Source organism: Mycetocola sp. Y719, from assembly GCF_056713205.1.
Genome location: NZ_JBWYGY010000001.1, coordinates 739,527 through 759,483, shown reverse-complemented (window position 1 = coordinate 759,483; position 19,957 = coordinate 739,527). Strand labels below are relative to the sequence as shown.

Sequence of the window (19,957 nt, the reverse complement as noted above, 5' to 3'; positions counted from 1 at the left end):
GCTGGTGCCATGATTATTCGTCGCGCTTTCCGCACCTGGATGGTCATTGCGGCCGTCGTGCTGCCGATCTGGCCCCTTGTCGGCTGGGGCATCTTCGGCGGTGGCGGCTGGGCGTTCCTCGGGTTGCTCATCTCGATGCCGATCCTGTTCATCGCGATGATGGTCGTCGCCGGTCTCATCTGGGCCAGGCCGACGGTGCGCCGCGAGAGGGCCGTCTCCTGGGCTGACGTCGGCATCCTCACCCTCTGGCACGTCTCGGTGATCGGATTCGGCCTCTTCGGACCGGCATCCAACGCCTTCGCGGTGCTCGGAGTGATCGTCGGACTCGCCGCGTTCTGGCTGGTGCTGTGGGAGTTCTTCACCGACGCCAGGGACCGCGCACGCGAGACGATCGCCGAGTTCGAGCAGGCGGCCGCGCGGCCGTCGAGCGTGAGTCCGTCCGGCATCCGTGACGGCGACGAGCTCATCGTTATCCGGGAGAAGCCGATCGACCCTCAGGACTGACCTCGCGCTTTTGCGCGGGAGAGCCCGTTCATGGCAGAATAGACGATTGTGCCGCGGCCAGACTCTGCCACAGGGGAGCCAGCGCCACTGCCTCGGAAATCGAGGCGCCGGACACACCCCCCATCATCCCTGAATTCGTAGTCGACCTGTGGCGGTTACAGAGAGCGAAATATCATGCACATCCTCGACAGCGTCGATGCAGCATCCCTCAAGTCCGACATTCCTGCATTCCGTGCGGGCGACACCGTCAAGGTGCACGTCAACATCGTTGAGGGCAGCCGTTCTCGTATCCAGGTCTTCCAGGGCATCGTCATCGGCCGTCAGGGCGAGGGCGTCCGTGAGACGTTCGCCGTCCGCAAGGTCAGCTTCGGTGTCGGCGTGGAGCGTAAGTTCCCGGTGCACTCCCCGGTGATCGACCAGATCGAGGTCGTCACCCGCGGTGACGTGCGTCGCGCCAAGCTGTACTTCCTCCGCGAACTCCGCGGCAAGAAGGCGAAGATCAAGGAAAAGCGCGACAACTAAGTCCCGCAGATCCGTTCCGAGTGAACCGAACCCGAGCTCCCCACCGATAAACTGGTGGGGAGCTCGGGCGGTTAAATGACTGAAACAATCCTGCCGGCAGACGATTTGTCCGCCGGGCCACGTCGGCGTTCCCGCAAGAAGGGAACGCTCCTTTTTCTGCGCGATGTGCTCGTCATCTTCATCGTCGCACTCCTTGTCTCCTTCCTCGTGAAGACGTTTCTGGTGCGGTCGTTCTACATCCCGTCAGCATCGATGGAGCAGACGCTCCGCATCGACGACCGGATCCTCGTCAACGAACTCGTCCCAGACCTCGTCGGTCTCGAACGCGGCGACGTCGTCGTCTTCCGTGATCCGGGCGGATGGCTGCCCCCGACCCCCGACCCCGACCTGCCGCCCCTCACCGCCGCGGCTGACTGGGTGCTCTCCCTCGTCGGACTGTCCGCCTCGGACAGCGACGACCACCTCATCAAGAGGGTGGTCGGCCTGCCGGGCGATCACGTCGTCTGCTGCAACGCGCTCGGTCAGATGAGCGTGAACGATGTGCCCCTGACCGAGCCGTACATCACGATGCCCGCCGGAAAGACGGATGTCTCCGAGGTCGCCTTCGACGTCGTCGTGCCGAAGAACTCGCTCTGGGTGATGGGCGACAACCGCTACAACTCGCGCGACTCCCGCTACAACCAGGAACAGCCGGGCAACGGCTTCGTCCCCGTCGACAACGTCGTCGGGCGCGCCTTCGTCATCAGCTGGCCGACCGCGCACTGGGACTGGCTCTCCAACTATCCGGAGGTCTTCTCGGGCGTGCCCGACGAGGTCTCCGCGAAATGATGGCGGTCTCAGACCCGTCGGACGAGGTCGAGCGCGAACTGTTCGCCGGAGGGGCCAGATACATCATCGGCTGTGACGAGGTCGGTCGTGGGGCACTCGCCGGACCGGTCGCCGTCGGGATGGCCGTGGTCGCAGCGGATTGCGGACCCCACCCGGACGGGCTTCGCGATTCGAAGATGCTCAGCGAGAAACGCCGAGTCGCACTCGACCCGCTCCTGCGCGACTGGGTGCTGTTCTCCGCGGTCGGCCTCGCCGACGCAGTGGAGGTGGACGAGCTCGGCATCATCCACTGCCTCGGCCTCGCCGCGAAGCGCGCCCTGCGCCAGCTTTTCGACCAGGGCGCAGACATCGCGGCGAGTGTCATCCTGCTCGACGGCAACTCCGACTACCTCAACCCCGTGCTCGCCAGTCCACTCGACGTGCGCACCCGCATCAAGGCCGACAGGGATTGCGTGTCTGTCGCGGCGGCATCCGTCATCGCGAAGGTGCACCGCGACACCATGATGATCGCGTCTGACAGCGTGTCTCCCGGCTACGGCTGGAGCGGCAACAAGGGCTACAGCAGCGAGACCCACCTGAACGCCATCCGGTCGCTCGGCGTCACGTCGCTCCACCGGAAGAGCTGGCTCGTCGCCTACGCGTAGGATGGATGCACCATGGAAGAAGACGAGTTCGAGGACTACGACCGCGAGGTCGAGCTTGCCCTGTATCGGGAGTATCGCGACGTCGTGTCGCAGTTCAAATTTGTGATCGAGACCGAGCGCCGGTTCTACCTCGCCAACGATGTCGACCTCGTCCGCAGGGACACCGAGCACGACTTCTACTTCGAGATCACCATGAACGACGTGTGGGTCTGGGACGTCTACCGTTCCGACCGTTTCGTGAAGAGCGTGCGCGTGCTGACGTTCAAGGACGTCAACATCGAGGAGCTCTCGACCCGGGACTTCGAACTGCCGAAGGAACTCGCGCTCGACGAGTGATCTCCGTTTGCCCGGTGTGACGGTCAGTCCGCGTGCAGGGCGTAGACGACGGCTTCGTCGATCGACAACGCTTCGCCCTCCGAACGGACCTTCTCCAGGGCTTCCGCGTCCTCGCCGGCGAGGAGCGGGGCCAGGTACCGTTCGTGGAACGAAAACCGGTTCGCTCCGTAGAGTCCGGTCTGCTTCCGGAGCTCGTCCGCCGCGTGGAGCAGCCGCCCGGCGCGTTTCAGCTCCCGCCCGGCCGCCGCGATGGCGGTCAGTCCTTCGAGCCCGTAGACGACCCCCTCGGCATGCCCGATGTGTGCGGCCGTCTCGAGGCTCTCCTCGAAGAGCATGCGTGAGTCGACGTTCTTTCCGTTCACGAACTGCGCCCAGCCGAGGTGCTGAAGCGCGACGGTCGTGCCGAGATCGTCGTGGCCCCTCCTGGTCAGGGTGAGGCTCTGCTGGAAGTGCCCGATCGCCTCGGGAACGGCGTCCTGCATCAACGCGAGACGGCCGAGGGTGACGAGGGCCATCGATTCGCCCCAGCGGTAGCCCGCATTCCGAAGCAGCTGGACGCTCCGCTCCAGCGACTGTTCTGCGCGGGCGGTGTCCGGCTTCCGATCGGCGACGACCGCGAGAGCCAGGAAGATCAAGGCGAATCCCTCCCCGACTCGGTCGTCGATGTGACGGAACAGGTCGACGCTCTCGGCGAGGCCTGGAACGACGCGGTCGTTGGCCTCGTGCCAGAGCAGGATCGAGCGGGTGAAATACAGTGCGATCGCCCTCGTGCGCTCGGGGAGCGGCTCATCGCCGGCGAGTACCTCCTCCATCCAGGCCCGAACTTCGCCGAGGAGGCCACCGACCCACCAGTAGATGAGGAGGCACCAGGTGAACTGGGCGACCGTGACCATGTCCTTCGAATCCAGCAGGTAGCGAGCCGCGGCCCGGAGGTTGTCCCTGTCGTCGTTGAGCAGCGCGATCACGTCGCGCTGCCTGGTGCCTTCGAGGTCGTCCTCGAGTTCTGACGCGAGCCGGATGAAGTACCGTGCGTGAGCGGCCCGTGCTGCGTCGAGTTCGCCTGAGGCCTCCAGCTGTTCGAGCGCATACTCCCTGACGGTGGCGAGCATCGAGTAGTAGGGGAGGTCGCCGCGGTCCAGTTCCTGCACCAGGCTGTTGTCGACGAGTACTCCGAGCGCGGTCATCGTGTCCGCCCCTGGTTCCGACACCTCGCCGGCTACGAACTCGACGGCATCCAGCGAGAAACCGCCGGCGAACACGCCGAGCCGGGCCAGCAGGCGCTTCTCGTCCGCGCCGAGCAGCTGGGTGCTCCACTCGATGGTGCTGCGCAGCGCCTGCTGCCGCAACGGCAGGTCCCTCGCGCCGCCGGAGAGCAGCGACAGGCGCCGGTCGAGACGGGACAGGATCGCCGCGGGGGGAAGCATCCGGATCCGGGCGGCGGCAAGTTCGAGGGCGAGCGGGACGCCGTCGAGGGCGACGCAGATGGCGGCGATGGCGTCCACGTTGTCCGCGGTCGCCTCGAAGTCCGGTTTGACCGCTCTGGCACGCTCGACGAAAAGCGCCACGGATGCCGACATCATCGCGTTTCGGGGGCTCAGAGATCGCGCCGTGTCCGGCAGCTCGAGCGGGCCGACCTCGACAGCGTGTTCCCCTGACACGCGGAGGAGGGACCTGCTCGTGACGAGGAATTTCACGTGTGGCGCGACGGAGAGCAGCGCGATGAGTAGCGGTGCGGAGTCGAGCACCTGCTCGAAGTTGTCCATGACGATGAGCATGCGGCGTTCTCGAAGCGCCGTCTTCAGCTTCTCGACCACGGGTTCGTCACCCGTGTCGAGCACCCCAAGCGCCTCGGCGATCGCGTTCGGCACGAGCGCGGCATCCTGCACCGACGAGAGGTCGACGAACGTGACCTCGACGTCGGGGATCGCCTTCGCCCGGTTGGCGACCTCGAGGGCGAGTCGGGTCTTTCCGATGCCTCCGGACCCGATGAGGGTGACCAGGCGGACGGAGGGGCGGCGCAGCAGATCGTCGACACTGTCGATCTCCGCCTCACGACCGATGAGCTCGGTCAGCGCTGCTGGCAGACTTGCCGCCCGGTCACCGAGCACGATCGGGTTCGTCTCGGTGGTCGGGGTCGGCCTGCTCTGGTCGAACCGTTCGGCGAGGAGCGTCGCGAGGTCGGCTTCGATCAGCTTCCTGAGCTCCTGCGGCGTCGCGAAGGTCTTGAATGATGCCCGATCGTCGTCGCGGACGCGGGAGAGCAGGTCGACGAGGCGGGGCTCCCGGTCGGGGGCGGGCTCGCGGATGTAGATCAGCTTCGGGAAGTCAGGGGCGAGGTTGTATTCGTCCTCGAGGCCGGAGACCGCTTCGCCAGGTGCCACCCAGCCGTATCGTTCGGCGTAGATGCCCACGAAGACGTCGCTCTGTTCGAGGTAGGCGCGGTACAGCTCACGGGGCGGATGTGGCCGGGCACCGAGCTCGAACATGACGGGAGCGAGGTGGAGGCGTTCGACCGCCAGGCGCGCGTACTTCCGTTCGATGGCGAGCTCCTTCAGGGTGGAACTGACGAAGACTCGCAACCGATGGTCGGGCGTTCGGATGGCACCCGTGGTGTGCGTCATGAGCACGATTCTGCCGAATCTGACCCGCGCGGTCTAGGCCTCATCTGAGTGACACTCACTTTTCGGGAGTTGCGCGGAGCTTCGCGCGAGTTCCCGCCTCCGCGGACGCGACCGATTCCTGCCTCGATTCCGGTCCTCACGCGTGTCACTATTGTGCACATGGCCGAGATCACCGACCCGCAGAAGCAGCGAGGGCTGAGCCATCGTCTCATCCCGATGACCGGGAGGGACCCCAAGGAATCGCACCGCACGGCGACCCCGCTAGAGCTCCTCTTCGACCTCACCTTCGTCGTCGCGATCGGCACCGCGAGCTCGCAACTCGCCCACCTGCTCGCCGAGGGACACGTGGCATCCGGACTGGGTGCGTTCGCATTCGCGATGTTCGCGATCTGCTGGGCCTGGATCAACTTCTCCTGGTTCGCCTCCGCCTACGACACCGACGACTGGTTCTACCGGATCACCACAATGGTGCAGATGATCGGCGTCATTGTGCTCGCGCTCGGGCTGCCCGCCGTCTTCGAATCCATCGACGAGGGTGAGCACCTGGACAACGGGATCGTCGTCTCCGGCTACGTGATCATGCGCATCGCCATGGTGGCCCAGTGGTTGCGCGCAGCGAAACAGGACCCGGCCAGGCGCAATGTGGCGTTCACCTATGCCGCGTTCATCACTGTGGCCCAGATCGGCTGGATCGCCATGGCCGTCCTGGACACATCGATCGCCCTCGTTCTGGTCGTGGCGCCTGTGCTCTACCTGATCGAGGTCGGGGGGCCGATCGTAGCGGAGTACCGGTATGGCGGCCTCGGGTGGCACCCGCACCACATCGCCGAGCGATACGGACTGCTGACGATCATTGCGCTCGGCGAAGTGATTCTGGGAACGGTCGCCTCGGTCGCCGCGGTGGTCGACGAGCAGGGCTGGAGCGTCGAGGCGGTGCTCGTCGTCGTTGCGGGGGTCGGCATCACGTTCGGGATGTGGTGGAACTATTTCGTGCTCCCGTCCGGCCCGTTGCTGGCGCGCTACCGCGGGCGAAGCTGGGTCTGGGGGTACGGACACATGGTGGTGTATTCCGCCATCGCGGCTACGGGGGCGGGGCTGCACGTCGCCGCGTACGTCGTGGAAGACGTCGCGCACATCGGCGTCGTCGGGGCGGTGCTCGCCGTTGCTGTCCCCGTGCTCATCTTCTGCGCGTCGCTGTTCGCGCTGTACAGCTTCCTGGTCGGGGAGTTCGACCGGTTCCATGTCGGGCTTTTCGTCGGAACGGTCCTCGTTCTCATGCTCTCCGTCGTCCTGGCGGCTGGCGGGGTATCGCTCGGCGTGTGCCTGCTCGTGGTGACCGCTGCGCCGGCGGTGATCGTCATCGGATACGAGGTGCTCGGGCATCAGCACGAGGCTGCCGTGCTGGCGCGGGCGCTGGGGGAGCAGGACGAGGAGTAGCCCTCCACAGTTCGCGCCGCCGTCGCGCGGATCCACAGATCTGGTGAGCCCGCGTCCCTGTCGCAACTCGTCCGACACCATCGGGTGGTGGAGGCGATCATGGCACGTAAGGACGAGCTCGGGCGCAGGGGAGAGGACCTCGCCGCTCATTTCCTCGAGGATGCCGGCTACCGCCTGATCGAACGCAACTGGCGCTGCAGGCAGGGCGAGATCGACATCATCGCCGAGAGGGGCGACACGATCGTCTTCGTCGAAGTGAAGACACGATCGAGTCTCGCGTTCGGGCATCCGTTCGAGGCGATCACGGCGTCGAAACTCGCGCGCCTCCGTGGCCTGGCCGGCGCGTGGTGCGCCGAGCGCTCCCCGTCGGCGACCCGCATCCGTGTGGACGCCATCGCCGTGGTCGCACCGCGCGGGCAGCGGCCCCAGATCGAGCACCTCCTGGGCGTGTTCTGATGCCGGTCGGCCGAACCTGGTCTGTTGCCCTCCTCGGCCTCGAAGGTTCGCTCATCGAGGTGGAGGCGGACATCTCATCGCAGCTGCCCCGGTTCGTGATCATCGGCCTCGCTGACAAGTCGCTCGGCGAAGCGGAGGGCCGCGTGCGGCAGGCGGCGACGAACTCCGGATGCCGGTTGTCCGGCCAGCGGATCACCGTCAACCTGTCGCCGGCGAGCCTTCCGAAGAACGGCTCAGGTTTCGACCTCGCCATCGCCCTGTCCTGCCTGGCTGCAGACGCGGTGGTCTCCAACGAATCGATCGACCGGGTTGTCCACATCGGCGAGCTGGGCCTCGACGGACGGCTCCGGCCGACCCCCGGGATCCTGCCAGCGGTTCTCGCCGCCATGCGCGCGGGCAGGACGACAGTGATGGTTCCGCGCGGGAACGAGGACGAAGCACGACTGGTCCCCGACATCCGTGTCGTGGGTGTCGCATCCCTCAGGGAGGCGGCGATCTGGCACGGCGCCGAACTCGACCCGATCCCCGTCGACCCCATCCTGCAACCGGAACCAGCCGACGCCGGAGAGCAGGAACCCGACCTCTCCGACGTCGTCGGCCAGGAGGATGCCGTCCAGGCGATGCTCGTCGCCGCAGCGGGCGGACACCACCTGATGATGCTCGGTCCGCCCGGTGCAGGGAAGACGATGCTTGCCGCGCGATTGCCGGGGATCCTGCCCGATCTCACCGTGCCCGAGGCGCTCGACGTGACCTCGATCCGTTCCCTGGGAGGGCAGAGCGTCGGCAGGGGCCTGGCCTTCCGCCCGCCGTTCGAGAACCCGCACCACACGGCGACGGCCGCGGCGATCCTCGGAGGGGGCAGCAAAGTCATCCGGCCGGGCGCCGCGGCGCGTTCGGCTCACGGCGTGCTCTTTCTCGATGAGGCGCCTGAGTTCCAGGCGAATGTACTCGACGCACTGCGGCAGCCGCTCGAGTCGGGCACGATCAGCATCCATCGAGCGAACGCGGTCGCCCACTTCCCTGGCAGGTTCCAGCTCGTGCTCGCTGCGAATCCGTGCCCGTGCGGTCAGTACGGTGCGAAAGAGAACACCTGCGTCTGCCCTCCCAGCGCGATCCGGCGCTACCTCGGCCGGGTGTCGGGGCCGCTGATGGACCGCATCGACATCCAGTTGAGGGTGCGGAGGATCACCTCCGCCGAACTGGCGGTGTCCGCGGACGACGAACGGCTGACGAGTGACGCAGCGCGACGGGTCGTGGCCGAGGCACGCCGGCGGGCCGCAGCGCGCCTGGCCGGGACGCCGTGGACGACGAACGGGCAGGTCCCTGGGCCGTGGCTGCGCAGCGGCGACAGGAAGCCGGCGCGATCGGTCACGGCGCCGATCGACCGTGCCCTTGAGCGCGGCGCCATCACCATGCGCGGCTACGACCGCGTGCTCCGCGTCGCATGGACGCTGTGCGACCTCGATGGAACGGACCGGCCGGATGCCACGCAGATCGGCCGGGCGCTGTTCCTGAGGAAAGGGATCTGAGATGACACACCGACCAGGAGGCACACTGTTCGGACTCGACGCCACCGAGGTGAGAAGTAGCATCGCTCGGGTCGACCCGGCGGGCACCGACTCGGCCACCGACCCGACGGAGCGCTTCGCCCGCGCCGCGTGGAGCGGGATCGCCGAACCGGGCGACAGCGTCGCGGGATTCCTCGTGTCGGCCGTCGGCGCATCCGCCGCGCTCACCATGCTCGTCGATCACTGGAGCGTGGATCGGATGACCTCGGGTCTCGACTTCGCCGGCGACCGGGAGGCTCTTGGCACCCAGCTCGAGCGGGCGACGGCACGCTGGCTGCCTCGACTGGACTCACGGGCGACCCTGCGGCAGCTGACCCTGGCAGCCACGTGCCGGGCCGTCCTCGTCACCCCCGATCATCCGGCCTGGCCAGCCCGCCTCGACGACCTCGGCGCGCACGCCCCGCTGGCGCTCTGGTTGCGTGGGCGGACCGATGCGCTCTATCGCACCACCCGGTCCGTCGCGCTCGTCGGCGCCCGCGCGGCGACCGGGTACGGGGAGCATGTGGCAATGGAAGCTGCCAGCGGTCTGGTCGGCCGTGATTTCACGATCGTGTCCGGTGCTGCGTACGGTATCGACGGGATGGCCCACCGAGCCGCGCTGGCGTCGCAGGGAACGACGGTCGCGTTCCTGGCCGGTGGTGTCGACCGCCCGTATCCGAGCGGGCATTCGGCGCTGATCGACCGGATCATGGAAACCGGGGCCGTGGCTTCCGAGGTGCCGTGCGGGGGAGCGCCGTCCAAGTGGAGGTTCCTCCAGCGCAACAGGCTCATCGCGGCTGTCAGCGACGCGACGATCGTGCTCGAGGCCGGCTGGCGTTCCGGTTCACTCAACACCGCGGGCCACGCGGCGGCCATCGGCCGGCCGCTGGGGGCCGTTCCCGGTCCGATCACGAGCGCTGCCTCGGCCGGATGCCATCGTCTGATCCGGGAGTACGGCGCCGTCTGCGTCACGACCGTCGACGAGATGGCCGAACTGGCAGGCGTCGTGCCATCAGGGCCAGACTCGACACCTGCTGAGCGCAGTTCGGAGGAAATCAGGGTGCTCGACGCCCTCAGTGTGAGGGCGCCGCGGACCGCCCCAGACATCGCCGTCCGGTCGGGGTTGCCTGTGGACACCGTCCAGTCGGTGCTCGGGCTCCTCGAACTCGATGATCTCGTCGCCGGGAAGGGCGGCGGCTGGGTCTACCTGCCGCAGCCAGGCTGATGTCGTCTATCGAGAGGTGACGTACTGCGCGATGATCACGCCCGTGGTCGTCGTGACCGACCGCTCGAGGCGGAGATCCGAGCGATCACCGTCGGCGAAGAGTGTGGTCCCTGAGCCGAGCACGATCGGGTGGATCAGCAGGATGTACCTGTCGACGAGGCCCGCTGCGTGCAGCGCCCGGACGAGCTCACCACTTCCAAGGATCGTCAGGTCGGATTCTTCGCGCAGCACCCGGACGGTGTCGACGGCCTCACCGGCGAGGAGAGCAGACTCCGGGTAATCGAGCACCGTGTCTGCGGACCGGGATGCGACGTGCTTGCGTGTGCGGGTGAGCACGTCGGTGAACGGGTTCGCGTCTGCCGTTGTGGTCCAGAACCCCAGAAGGTCCTTGTAGGTCCTGTGTCCGAACAGGAGCGCCCCGTCGCCGGACATGCCCTCGCCCGCGAACTGCATCGACACCTCGTCCTGGAACCCGGCAGCCCATCCACCGTGGACGAACCCGCCCCTCTGGTCCTCATCCGGGCGGCCTGGGGCCTGCATGACTCCGTCCAGCGTGATGCTCTCAAAAACGGTGATCGACATCGGTGGGTCCTCTCTGACGGTAGGCGTCCCAGCCTTCCGCGAAATCGCGCTGGGCCGCAAGCGGGTGAGTCTGCGGGCGAACAAGCCGTCGATGGGGGATTCTGGACGGGTGAAGATCCCCCAGGCTGTCGCGCGCTACGTGGACTATGTCTCCGTCGAGCGCCAGTACTCGGAGGCGACGAGCCGGGCGTACGAGTCCGACCTCGCCGCGTTCACGACGTTCGCGGCAGGACGCGGCATCGACGAGGTGACGGATGTCGACCTCGAGCTGCTGCGGGACTGGCTCTGGCAGTCATCGCAAGCGGGCCTCGGGTCCGCCACCCTGGCCAGGCGGTCCGCCTCTGTGCGTGGCTGGTCGGCCTGGCTCGCACGCAACGGGGAGGTCCCTGTCGACACCGCAGCCAGGCTCCGGTCACCGAAGACCGGACGCTCGCTCCCGCACGTCGTCCAGCGCCCCCAGATGGACGTTCTCCTCGACCGGCTCAGTGAACAGGCCGGCACCGGCGATCCGGTCGCACTGAGAGACGCGGCACTCATCGAACTCCTCTACGCCAGCGGTCTCCGTGTTTCAGAGCTGTGCGGCCTCGATGTCGACGACATCGACCTCGACCGGCTCACCGTCCGGGTGCTCGGAAAGGGATCGAAAGAACGCGTCGTCCCGTTCGGCGTCCCCGCGCATTCAGCGATCGTCGACTACCTCAGAAGAGCCCGCCCGGCACTTCTCGCACGCAGCACAACACCACCCCCAGCGGTGTTCCTCGGCGCCCGCGGAGGCCGGCTCAACCCTCGCAGCGTCTACAACCTCGTCAGCCGTCTCCTCGCCGGCCTCCCCGGAGGCACGGCATCCGGCCCGCACACGCTCCGTCACACCGCTGCGACCCACCTTCTCGACGGAGGAGCAGACCTCCGTGCTGTGCAGGAACTGCTCGGCCACGCCTCACTCGGCACCACACAGATCTACACGCACGTCTCGATGGAGCGGCTGAAGGAGAGCTACCGCACGGCTCACCCGCGGGCCTGATCGCGAAGTGGCGTCCGTCCAGGCAGCCGGCTGGATCACTTATCGTCGGGGCGCCCTGCGGGCCTGTCATCATCCAGGAACGTCCTCCTGGCGTCGCGCTCGTCATCCATGGCCGCCGTTGTGGCCGTCGTGAGGAGGTCGAGTTGCTCGTCGATGACCGCTCTGCGTTCGGGCAGCGCAACCCGCCTCAGATCGAGCAATGCTCTTCGCAGTTGCGTCGCCACCTGAGGAGAGCCGGCTCCGGCCATGCGGATCTCATCAAAAGCGAGGTGAACGTACCCGTCCCAGTCCAGCACCCGCACCACCAGCCGCAGCTCACCGTCTTCGTCACTGTACCGACCGTCGGGGAACGGGCGACGTGCGAGTTGTCGCAGAATGTCGTGCAGGCGGTCGATGGCCTGTACTGCGGTCGACGGGTCCTGGAACGGCGAGTCCGACAGCGAGCGTTCGGCGATGTCCACCAGCATTCGCACGCCGTACGCGACGTTCTGATCGAGTGTCGGCTCGAACTTGAGCACGATTCCCTCTATCAAACGTTTGTCGTCGAGGGTCGATGCGTCGCCGCGCACGATGAACAGGGGAGCCGATGCCGGCACGAACTCGCCGAGTTCCGGAACCAGCTCCACGACGCATCCTGCCAGCCTCGCCACTTCGACGATGTGTGCATAACCGATCGTCGTGACGACGCCCGATTTGGCGGACACGATCACAGGGTTCGTGCTGTCGATGGATGCCGCGTCGTCCCCTTTGTCGGGATAGACACGGTCCAGCAGCTTGCGCGTGTCATCGCCGACGAGTTCGATGAGCGCCGAAACGCGAAGGGTCTGGCCGAGGTGCTGCACGTAGATGACCAGGACGGCAATGCTCACAACGACCAGCACGAATGCGGTCAACACGGCCACGCCCGGGACAGTGCCTTCCTGGCCGCCACCACCGGGGTCGACTTCACGGAGCGCCAGCATCGCGTGCACGAAAGTGGCGACGAACAGCCCGATCGCGAACTGGCTGGGTTTGTCCTGCAGGATGCGCTGCACGATCCGCGGCGAGAACTGTCCCATCGCAAGTTGAACCACGACCATGGTGATGGTCAGCACGAGGGCGGCGAGGCTGATCATCGACCCTGCGACCACCGAGAGGATCTCCATCGCAGCATCCGGGCCGCCCACGACCGATTCGGGAACGAGTTGGTAGTCGAAATATCGGTCGACAGCGATCGTGCTCAACGAGAGGATGATGCCGAATGCCACGCAGGCCACAGGCACGAGCCAGAGGCTCTGACGAACGCTTGTCAGGAACCGGGACACCTTCACCCCCTCACGGTACCGCTGCGCGGGGAAACGTCCCAGAGTCAGTTACCGGCCCAACGGGAGGAGGACGGCCCGTTCGATCGTCGCGAGAAGCCCGAGCGGGTTCACGTACTCTCCGTGCAGCCGCACGCCGAAGTGCACGCAACGGGCATCGCAGTGGCCGCCGGATGCCACGACCCCGATGGCCTGGCCTGCCCCGACCGCGTCTCCGGCCGCCACGCCGGCCGCCACCGGTTCGATGCTGGAGAGGAACCCACCGGCATGCCGTATCGACAGAACGGGCCTGTCAACCACGACACCGGCGAACGAAACCACGCCGTCAGCGGCTGCGAACACCGTCGATCCGGTCGATGCTGCCACGTCGACACCCCGGTGCCCAGCAGCGTACGGTGTCGGAGGAGCCTCGAACGGCCTCAGCAGCTGACGCGGTGGAGCAGCCGGCCATTCCCACACCCCGGTCGACCCGGACGGCCCTGCGGCGGCAGCGGGTGCCGGCCCGAACACGACCAGCGCGAGCACACCTGCGACCGCCAGGATCAGGACGATCGGATGCCTCCGGTTGCGTGACAGGGTTCTCATCCGGGCAAGCCTCCCGCACCGGTCCACACCGAAGCGTGATCGTCCTCGAACGGTGGAGAATCGCGCCGACCGGCAGGGGGAGTGAAGGACCCGGACACCGGCGGCTTCCTGTTATGATTGGGGAAGCATCCCGCATGTCGGGGTGACTACGCGTGCCCATTCGGCCAACACATCCACTCGGTCCTTTCTCTCCGGAGATCGGCGGACGTGCGCCGGGCACCAGGACAAGTGGCCAGTCGGCCGCTTCGAATCAACCGATCGACGCCTGCCCGGTATGGGCGCGTCAGAACAGGAGAACGGCTCATGGCCGTCGTAACCATCCGCCAGCTGCTCGACAGCGGCGTGCACTTCGGGCACCAGACCCGCCGTTGGAACCCGAAGATGAAGCGCTTCATCTTCACCGAGCGTTCCGGCATCTACATCATCGACCTCCAGCAGTCGCTGGGCTTCATCGACAAGGCATACGACTTCGTCAAGGAGACCGTGGCCCACGGTGGAACCATCCTCTTCGTCGGAACGAAGAAGCAGGCACAGGAAGCGATCGCCGAACAGGCGACCCGCGTCGGCCAGCCCTACGTCAACCAGCGCTGGCTCGGTGGCCTCCTCACCAACTTCCAGACGGTGTCGAAGCGCCTCGCGCGCATGAAGGAGCTCGAGGAGCTCGACTTCGAGGACACCTCGAAGTCCGGCTTCACCAAGAAAGAACTCCTCATCAAGAAGCGCGAGCTCGACAAGCTTCACAAGTCGCTCGGCGGAATCCGCAACCTCACCAAGACGCCGTCGGCGCTGTGGGTTGTCGACACCAAGAAGGAACACCTCGCGATCGACGAGGCCAAGAAGCTCGGCATCCCCGTCATCGGCATCCTCGACACCAACTGCGACCCGGACGAGGTCACCTACCCGATCCCGGGTAACGACGACGCGATCCGTTCCGTCGGCCTGCTCACCCGCATCATCGCGGACGCTGCTGCCGAAGGCCTGATCCAGCGCCACCAGAAGCCTGAAGAGGGTTCAGCCCCCGTCGAGCCGCTCGCGGCCTGGGAAGCAGAGCTCCTCGGCGCCGAAGCCGGCACCGAAGCCACCGAAGCACCGGTCGAGCAGAACGACGCCGACGCTGAGGTTGCCGAGAAGAACGCCGCCATCGCAGAAGACGCACCCGTCGAGGTCGTCGCCGTCGAGAGCGACGAGAAGACCGAAGAGCGCCTCGAAGCTGAAGCGACCGACGCTGAGAAGCAGCCGGCCGCCGACAACAACTAACCCGAACGAGGAGTGCAACAAACCATGGCAAATTTCAATCTTGCTGACGTCAAGGCTCTTCGCGAGCAGCTTGGCACCGGAATGGTCGACACCAAGAACGCCCTCGTCGAAGCCGATGGCGACCTGGAGAAGGCCACAGAGATCCTGCGTCTCAAGGGTGCGAAAGGCAACGCGAAGCGTGCCGACCGCTCCACGAGCGAAGGCCTCGTCGCTGCCAAGGACAACGGTGCGACCACCACGCTGATCGAGCTCGCCTGCGAGACCGACTTCGTCGCGAAGAACGACAAGTTCGTCGCCCTCGCTGAGAAGGTTCTCGACGCTGTCGCAGCTTCGGGCGCCGCATCGATCGAGGAAGCGCTTGCCGCTCCAGCAGGCGACAAGACCGTCGCCCAGCTCATCGACGATGAAGCAGCGATCCTCGGCGAGAAGGTCGAGCTCCGCCGCGTCGCTCTCGTCTCCGGCGAGAAGTTCGCCACGTACCTGCACAAGACGTCGAAGGACCTGCCCCCGCAGATCGGCGTCGTCGTCAGCTACTCGGGAGATGACGCTGAGACGGCTCGCGCCGTCGCGCAGCACATCGCGATGTTCGACCCGCAGTACCTCACCCGTGAGGACGTACCGGCCGAGATCGTCGACAAGGAGCGCGAGATCGTCACCGAGATCTCGAAGAACGAGGGCAAGCCTGAGGCTGCACTGCCCAAGATCGTCGAAGGTCGCCTGACCGGGTTCTTCAAGCAGGTCGCCCTGCTCGAACAGGACTACGCACGCGACAGCAAGGTCCAGGTCAAGAAGGTTCTGGCCGATGCCAAGCTCGACGTGACGGGCTTCGCCCGCTTCAAGGTCGGCGCGTAGGTTCGCCTCGGGAGTCCGGATCACATTGTGATCCGGACTCCTTTTTCATGTGCGCGACGTGTTTCATAGAACCGCGAGCCGGCACACAGTAGTTTTGTCAGGGGTCCACGAAAGGACGATAAACGGATGTCATCAGCCACGAAGAAGCGCAGGGTTCTGCTCAAACTGTCAGGAGAGTCCTTCGGCGCCGGTTCACTCGGTGTGAACCCGGATGTCGTCAGCCAGATCGCGCGTGAAATCGCGGAAGCATCCGCAACCGTTGAAGTGGCGATCGTCGTCGGCGGAGGCAACTTCTTCCGCGGAGCCGAACTCTCCCAGCGTGGAATGGACCGCGGTCGTGCCGACTACATGGGCATGCTCGGCACCGTGATGAACGCCCTCGCGCTCCAGGACTTCCTCGAGCAGGCCGGCGCTGAGACCCGAGTCCAGTCGGCCATCTCCATGACCCAGGTCGCTGAGCCGTACATTCCGCGCCGCGCGGAGCGCCACCTCGAGAAGGGCCGCGTGGTCATCTTCGGTGCCGGCGCAGGCCTGCCTTACTTCTCCACCGATACCGTCGCCGCCCAGCGTGCCCTCGAAATCGACGCCGAGATCGTCCTCCTCGCCAAGAACGGCGTCGACGGTGTCTACACGGCCGACCCGAAACTCGACGCCACCGCGACCCGGATCGACACGATCACCTACCAGGAAGCCCTGCAGACGGGCCTCAAGGTCGTCGACTCGACCGCATTCAGCCTGTGCATGGACAATGCCATGCCGATGCAGGTCTTCGGAATGGAACCGGCGGGCAATGTGACCAAGGCCATCCTCGGCGCGAGCATCGGCACCCTCGTCAGCAACTAGGGCCTCGAGCAGAGGCCAGCGCCACCCGCCCATCTAGAATGGGTGGGGTACACCACGCAACAAGAAGGAGTCGCCGTGATCGCGGATGTTTTGACCGACGCTGGAACCCGCATGGGCAAAGCAGTCGATGTGGCCAAGGAAGACTTCGCCACCGTGCGCACCGGCCGGGCCAACCCCCAGATGTTCCAGAAGATCCTGGTGAACTACTACGGGACGCCGACCCCGCTCGACCAGCTGGCCTCGCTCCAGAACAACGAAGCGCGCACCATCATCGTCAGCCCGTACGACAAGACCGCGCTCAAGGACATCGAGCAGGCCATCCGCGACGTTCCCAACCTCGGTGCGAACCCGACCAACGACGGCACGATCGTTCGGGTCACCCTGCCCGAGCTGACGGCTGAGCGCCGCAAGGAATACGTCAAGATCGTGCGGAACAAGGGCGAGGACGCCAAGGTGTCCGTCCGCAACATCCGTCGCAAGGCCAAGGACGACCTCGACGCGCTCAAGAGCGAGGTCGGAGATGACGATGTCGCCCGCGGCGAGAAAGAGCTCGAACAGCTCACGAAGAGCCACATCGACGCCATCGACGACGCCCTGAAACGCAAAGAGTCCGAGCTTCTCGAGATCTAGGACCGAACCCTGTGAACGGAAGACCTGGGTGCGGCAGTGACTGACCCCGACGATGGTACCGGTGCACCCGGTCGCCGCTTCCGTCTGCGACGGGGCGGGCGCGATGACATCTCCGCGCAGCTGAAGTCGCGGCGCGATGACATCGAACGCCAGGTGCGTGCCAAGCGCGCCCAGCTCGATGAAGCGAACGCCCGGATCGAGGCGCGTGCCGGACGGAACCTCGTTCTCGCGACCGTGATCGGCCTCGGCCTCGGTCTCGGGATGCTGTTCAGCCTGATCGTCGTGAAGGAACTCTTCGTTCTCTTCACCGGCGCGATCGTCGCGTTCACCGTGTTCGAGCTCGTTCACGCGTTCCGCCAGGCCGGCCGAGCGGTCGACGTGTGGCCTGCGATTCTCGGCAGCCTCGCCATCGTCGGATCCGGCTACTTCCTCGACCCCGCTGCCCGCTGGGCCGTACTCGTCGGCGTCGTCGTCTTCATTCTGGCGTGGCGTCTGATCGCGCAGATGGCGCACCACGCTCACCGCCGTACCCTCGACGTCATCCGCGACCTGTGCTCTGCAGTCTTCGTACAGGTGTACGTGTCCGTGCTCGCCAGCTTCGCGATCATCCTCCTTCGCCAGCCGGAAGGGCAATGGTGGGTTCTCGCGTTCCTCATCATCGTCATCGCCGTCGACATCGGCGCATACGTCAGCGGCCTGAACTTCGGGAAGCACCCGATGGCGCCGCTGATCAGCCCGAAGAAGACCTGGGAAGGCTTCGCAGGAGCGGCACTCACCGCTGTCGTCGCCGGTGTCCTGCTCGCGATCTTCATGCTGCACAGCACCTGGTGGGTCGGCATCATCCTTGGCCTCGCGATCCTCGGTACCGCGACCATGGGTGACCTGACCGAGTCGCTCATCAAGCGCGACCTGGGCATCAAGGACATGAGCTCCTGGCTGCCGGGGCACGGGGGCTTCCTCGACCGGCTGGACTCCATGCTGCCGTCTGCGCCGATCGCGCTCGGACTGTTCCTGCTCTTCAGCGGGGCACCCATCGCCGGCTGACCGCGGCGACGACACGTGAGCCAGAGGCTGAAAGGATGAACCGGTGAGCACGACATTCCCCACCGCACAGGGCCGCACTCGCGGGTACAACCGCGAGCAGGTCGATGCGTTCCTGGCGGCTGCGCGCGCTGCATACGATCTCGACGACAGCGAGCCGCCCGTGATGACCGCGGCAGACATCCGCCGGACATCGTTCTCGCTCGCCCGTGGCGGGTACGCGACCCACGCGGTCGATGCCGCACTCGAACGACTCGAGGATGCCTTCGCGCTGCGTGAACGGCAGCGAGCATTCGCCCAGCGCGGCAAGGGGGAGTGGCTGAGCTCGGCGCGGGAGACCGCACAGGTCATCCTCAACCGTCTCAACCGCCCCGAAGGGCACCGTTTTTCACGCACGAGCGTCCTCGCACAGGGGTATCGGGTCGAAGATGTCGATGCAATTGCTCAGCGGTTGAAGGCGTATTTCGAGACGGGTGCACCGATCAGCGCTGACACGGTGAGAACCGCGGTATTCCGGGCTCAGCGCGGAGGTTACGTCGAGTCACAGGTCGATCTTCTGCTCGACGCTGTGACCGAGGTCATGCTCGCCGTTCGGTGACGCGCCCGCCCGTCGGCTCGCTTCTGCCCCTGTTCTGGGCTAAAATCGTCGAATCGTGGGTAAACATGTAGCGCAACTCGAGTCCTCTGCTCCAGCTCCGAAGGTCAGAAGGGCTTTTGAGAGACCCAAATCGCGAAGCCCGTTCACGCTCTTCCTCTTCGCGTTCACCGCGGCCGTTGCCGTAGTCGCCGTGAACGTGGTCGACCCGTACTCTGGCGCCACTGCGTCGCCGTACTTCCAGGTCGCCGCGCGATACGACGGCAAGGACACCCAGGCACTCGCGGTCAGCGGTGCGTACGAGAACAGCTTCACCCGCGACGGCTACAGCGTCATCGCCGCTCCGCCGCCCCCGCCGCCCAAGCCCGTCGTAGAGAAGACCGAGAGCAAATCCAGTGGCGGAAGCTCGCTTCCTCGCGTGACGGCGGACCCCGGTTCCGCGCAGGCGATCGCGCACGACATGGTCCTCGCCCGCGGATGGGGAGAGGACCAGTTCTCCTGCCTCGTCGCCCTGTGGAACAAGGAATCCGGCTGGCGCGTGAACGCGGCGAACCCGTCGAGCGGTGCTTACGGCATCCCGCAGGCGCTCCCTGGGAGCAAGATGGGCAGCGCAGGCAGCGACTGGGCAACCAACCCGGCGACCCAGATCGAGTGGGGCCTCGGCTACATCAGCGGTCGCTACGGCACGCCGTGCGGCGCCTGGGGACACTCGCAGGCCGTCGGCTGGTACTGAGCCGCCCCTCGTCCCACGCGCGCGTCCTGGCGCGTCTGAGCCACACTGCGGCGAGCAGGCCGCATCCACGCGGTTCTGCCTAGGATGAATTCATGCCCCGAAGCAACCGACCACGCGGCACCCGGCCCGAACGGGACGATGATGCCGACGACCTGTCGCACCTGCTGAGCGGCTGGAAACGTACGGAGACCCGGCGAGGATCCGAATGGCACGTCCAGCCCGTGAGCGCGGCGAAAGCGGTCAAGGACTACGTCTGTCCCGCCTGCTCGCTCACCGTTGCCCGCGGAACGGCACACCTCGTGATCTGGCGCGCTGACGGGGTGCTCGGCGATGCTGCCGACCTCGCGTCGCGCAGGCACTGGCACACGCACTGCTGGCGAATCGGATAGGAAGGATG

The 19,957-nt window shown here is 66.3% G+C and carries 22 protein-coding genes; 18 read left to right on the top strand and 4 right to left on the bottom strand.

The genetic code is table 11. The features are described from left to right. The first annotated feature begins 9 nt into the window (after positions 1–9). The 5 genes from AC1M0F_RS03490 to AC1M0F_RS03470 all read left to right on the top strand — a co-directional run bounded on the left by AC1M0F_RS03490 (position 10) and on the right by AC1M0F_RS03470 (position 2,834). The gene (locus AC1M0F_RS03490) at positions 10–504 is read left to right on the top strand and encodes a hypothetical protein (protein ID WP_480236804.1); all 495 of its coding nucleotides are present in this window, start codon (positions 10–12) and stop codon (positions 502–504) included. Positions 505–678: 174 nt separating this feature from the next. Continuing rightward, complete coding sequence (gene rplS / locus AC1M0F_RS03485; protein WP_480236803.1) at positions 679–1,026, top strand: 50S ribosomal protein L19; 348 nt, start codon at positions 679–681, stop codon at positions 1,024–1,026. 75 nt (positions 1,027–1,101) lie between these two features. Continuing rightward, positions 1,102–1,854 carry a signal peptidase I gene (lepB, locus tag AC1M0F_RS03480; protein ID WP_480236802.1) on the top strand — a complete coding sequence of 251 codons (753 nt, stop codon included), beginning with the start codon at positions 1,102–1,104 and terminating at the stop codon, positions 1,852–1,854. Further along, complete coding sequence (locus AC1M0F_RS03475) at positions 1,854–2,498, top strand: ribonuclease HII (RefSeq protein WP_480237354.1); 645 nt, start codon at positions 1,854–1,856, stop codon at positions 2,496–2,498. Before lepB ends, AC1M0F_RS03475 begins: the two co-directional genes overlap by 1 nt. A gap of 12 nt (positions 2,499–2,510) precedes the next feature. After that, on the top strand, positions 2,511–2,834 hold the full coding sequence (locus AC1M0F_RS03470; protein ID WP_196834316.1) for a DUF2469 domain-containing protein: 324 nt from the start codon (positions 2,511–2,513) through the stop codon (positions 2,832–2,834). Between the two features lie 23 nt (positions 2,835–2,857). Here the strand turns inward: AC1M0F_RS03470 and AC1M0F_RS03465 are convergent, their stop codons facing one another. Beyond that, positions 2,858–5,455, bottom strand: a complete 2,598-nt coding sequence (locus AC1M0F_RS03465; RefSeq protein ID WP_480236801.1) for an ATP-binding protein — start codon at positions 5,453–5,455, stop codon at positions 2,858–2,860. A 159-nt stretch (positions 5,456–5,614) separates the two neighbouring features. Between AC1M0F_RS03465 and AC1M0F_RS03460 the strand changes: the two genes are divergently transcribed. From AC1M0F_RS03460 to dprA, 4 genes are all read left to right on the top strand, one after another. Then, on the top strand, positions 5,615–6,892 hold the full coding sequence (locus AC1M0F_RS03460; RefSeq protein ID WP_480236800.1) for a low temperature requirement protein A: 1,278 nt from the start codon (positions 5,615–5,617) through the stop codon (positions 6,890–6,892). A 99-nt stretch (positions 6,893–6,991) separates the two neighbouring features. Further along, entirely contained in the window at positions 6,992–7,348 is a 357-nt protein-coding gene (locus AC1M0F_RS03455) for a YraN family protein (RefSeq protein WP_480236799.1), read from the top strand. Beyond that, positions 7,348–8,877, top strand: coding sequence for a YifB family Mg chelatase-like AAA ATPase (locus AC1M0F_RS03450; protein WP_480236798.1), 1,530 nt, complete (start codon positions 7,348–7,350; stop codon positions 8,875–8,877). The genes AC1M0F_RS03455 and AC1M0F_RS03450 overlap by 1 nt, the downstream gene beginning before the upstream one ends. Position 8,878: 1 nt before the next feature. Then, positions 8,879–10,120 carry a DNA-processing protein DprA gene (gene dprA, locus AC1M0F_RS03445; protein WP_480236797.1) on the top strand — a complete coding sequence of 414 codons (1,242 nt, stop codon included), beginning with the start codon at positions 8,879–8,881 and terminating at the stop codon, positions 10,118–10,120. A gap of 6 nt (positions 10,121–10,126) precedes the next feature. Here dprA and AC1M0F_RS03440 read toward each other — a convergent pair whose 3' ends face one another. Beyond that, complete coding sequence (locus tag AC1M0F_RS03440) at positions 10,127–10,702, bottom strand: dihydrofolate reductase family protein (RefSeq protein ID WP_480236796.1); 576 nt, start codon at positions 10,700–10,702, stop codon at positions 10,127–10,129. A gap of 109 nt (positions 10,703–10,811) precedes the next feature. Between AC1M0F_RS03440 and AC1M0F_RS03435 the strand changes: the two genes are divergently transcribed. Next, positions 10,812–11,723 (top strand): tyrosine recombinase XerC, encoded by a 912-nt coding sequence (locus AC1M0F_RS03435; RefSeq protein WP_480236795.1) that lies wholly within the window; start codon positions 10,812–10,814, stop codon positions 11,721–11,723. Positions 11,724–11,758: 35 nt separating this feature from the next. Here AC1M0F_RS03435 and AC1M0F_RS03430 read toward each other — a convergent pair whose 3' ends face one another. After that, positions 11,759–13,033 (bottom strand): DUF2254 domain-containing protein, encoded by a 1,275-nt coding sequence (locus tag AC1M0F_RS03430; RefSeq protein WP_480236794.1) that lies wholly within the window; start codon positions 13,031–13,033, stop codon positions 11,759–11,761. A 42-nt stretch (positions 13,034–13,075) separates the two neighbouring features. Next, on the bottom strand, positions 13,076–13,609 hold the full coding sequence (locus AC1M0F_RS03425) for a M23 family metallopeptidase (protein WP_480236793.1): 534 nt from the start codon (positions 13,607–13,609) through the stop codon (positions 13,076–13,078). Between the two features lie 303 nt (positions 13,610–13,912). Between AC1M0F_RS03425 and rpsB the strand changes: the two genes are divergently transcribed. From rpsB to AC1M0F_RS03385, 8 genes are all read left to right on the top strand, one after another. After that, positions 13,913–14,866 carry a 30S ribosomal protein S2 gene (gene rpsB / locus AC1M0F_RS03420; protein ID WP_480236792.1) on the top strand — a complete coding sequence of 318 codons (954 nt, stop codon included), beginning with the start codon at positions 13,913–13,915 and terminating at the stop codon, positions 14,864–14,866. Positions 14,867–14,890: 24 nt separating this feature from the next. Continuing rightward, the gene (gene tsf, locus AC1M0F_RS03415) at positions 14,891–15,718 is read left to right on the top strand and encodes a translation elongation factor Ts (RefSeq protein WP_480236791.1); all 828 of its coding nucleotides are present in this window, start codon (positions 14,891–14,893) and stop codon (positions 15,716–15,718) included. A 126-nt stretch (positions 15,719–15,844) separates the two neighbouring features. After that, positions 15,845–16,561: a UMP kinase gene (gene pyrH, locus AC1M0F_RS03410; protein WP_480236790.1), complete on the top strand. Its 717-nt coding sequence runs from the start codon at positions 15,845–15,847 to the stop codon at positions 16,559–16,561. A 75-nt stretch (positions 16,562–16,636) separates the two neighbouring features. Then, positions 16,637–17,191, top strand: a complete 555-nt coding sequence (gene frr / locus AC1M0F_RS03405; protein WP_480236789.1) for a ribosome recycling factor — start codon at positions 16,637–16,639, stop codon at positions 17,189–17,191. A 36-nt stretch (positions 17,192–17,227) separates the two neighbouring features. Beyond that, on the top strand, positions 17,228–18,235 hold the full coding sequence (locus AC1M0F_RS03400) for a phosphatidate cytidylyltransferase (RefSeq protein WP_480236788.1): 1,008 nt from the start codon (positions 17,228–17,230) through the stop codon (positions 18,233–18,235). A 43-nt stretch (positions 18,236–18,278) separates the two neighbouring features. Further along, entirely contained in the window at positions 18,279–18,830 is a 552-nt protein-coding gene (locus tag AC1M0F_RS03395) for a DivIVA domain-containing protein (protein ID WP_480236787.1), read from the top strand. Between the two features lie 55 nt (positions 18,831–18,885). Continuing rightward, entirely contained in the window at positions 18,886–19,560 is a 675-nt protein-coding gene (locus tag AC1M0F_RS03390) for an aggregation-promoting factor C-terminal-like domain-containing protein (protein WP_480236786.1), read from the top strand. A gap of 92 nt (positions 19,561–19,652) precedes the next feature. Beyond that, entirely contained in the window at positions 19,653–19,949 is a 297-nt protein-coding gene (locus AC1M0F_RS03385) for a hypothetical protein (protein WP_480236785.1), read from the top strand. The last annotated feature ends 8 nt before the right edge of the window (positions 19,950–19,957 follow it).

What these genes read in the sequence shown, in the direction of transcription:
- AC1M0F_RS03465 (WP_480236801.1), bottom strand. Translation starts at nt 5,455, where the DNA reads ATGACGCACACCACGGGTGCCATCCGAACGCCCGACCATCGGTTGCGA.
- AC1M0F_RS03475 (WP_480237354.1), top strand. Translation starts at nt 1,854, where the DNA reads ATGGCGGTCTCAGACCCGTCGGACGAGGTCGAGCGCGAACTGTTCGCC.
- tsf (WP_480236791.1), top strand. Translation starts at nt 14,891, where the DNA reads ATGGCAAATTTCAATCTTGCTGACGTCAAGGCTCTTCGCGAGCAGCTT.
- lepB (WP_480236802.1), top strand. Translation starts at nt 1,102, where the DNA reads ATGACTGAAACAATCCTGCCGGCAGACGATTTGTCCGCCGGGCCACGT.
- AC1M0F_RS03490 (WP_480236804.1), top strand. Translation starts at nt 10, where the DNA reads ATGATTATTCGTCGCGCTTTCCGCACCTGGATGGTCATTGCGGCCGTC.
- AC1M0F_RS03425 (WP_480236793.1), bottom strand. Translation starts at nt 13,609, where the DNA reads ATGAGAACCCTGTCACGCAACCGGAGGCATCCGATCGTCCTGATCCTG.
- dprA (WP_480236797.1), top strand. Translation starts at nt 8,879, where the DNA reads ATGACACACCGACCAGGAGGCACACTGTTCGGACTCGACGCCACCGAG.
- AC1M0F_RS03470 (WP_196834316.1), top strand. Translation starts at nt 2,511, where the DNA reads ATGGAAGAAGACGAGTTCGAGGACTACGACCGCGAGGTCGAGCTTGCC.
- AC1M0F_RS03440 (WP_480236796.1), bottom strand. Translation starts at nt 10,702, where the DNA reads ATGTCGATCACCGTTTTTGAGAGCATCACGCTGGACGGAGTCATGCAG.
- rplS (WP_480236803.1), top strand. Translation starts at nt 679, where the DNA reads ATGCACATCCTCGACAGCGTCGATGCAGCATCCCTCAAGTCCGACATT.
- rpsB (WP_480236792.1), top strand. Translation starts at nt 13,913, where the DNA reads ATGGCCGTCGTAACCATCCGCCAGCTGCTCGACAGCGGCGTGCACTTC.
- AC1M0F_RS03450 (WP_480236798.1), top strand. Translation starts at nt 7,348, where the DNA reads ATGCCGGTCGGCCGAACCTGGTCTGTTGCCCTCCTCGGCCTCGAAGGT.
- pyrH (WP_480236790.1), top strand. Translation starts at nt 15,845, where the DNA reads ATGTCATCAGCCACGAAGAAGCGCAGGGTTCTGCTCAAACTGTCAGGA.
- AC1M0F_RS03460 (WP_480236800.1), top strand. Translation starts at nt 5,615, where the DNA reads ATGGCCGAGATCACCGACCCGCAGAAGCAGCGAGGGCTGAGCCATCGT.
- AC1M0F_RS03385 (WP_480236785.1), top strand. Translation starts at nt 19,653, where the DNA reads ATGCCCCGAAGCAACCGACCACGCGGCACCCGGCCCGAACGGGACGAT.
- AC1M0F_RS03455 (WP_480236799.1), top strand. Translation starts at nt 6,992, where the DNA reads ATGGCACGTAAGGACGAGCTCGGGCGCAGGGGAGAGGACCTCGCCGCT.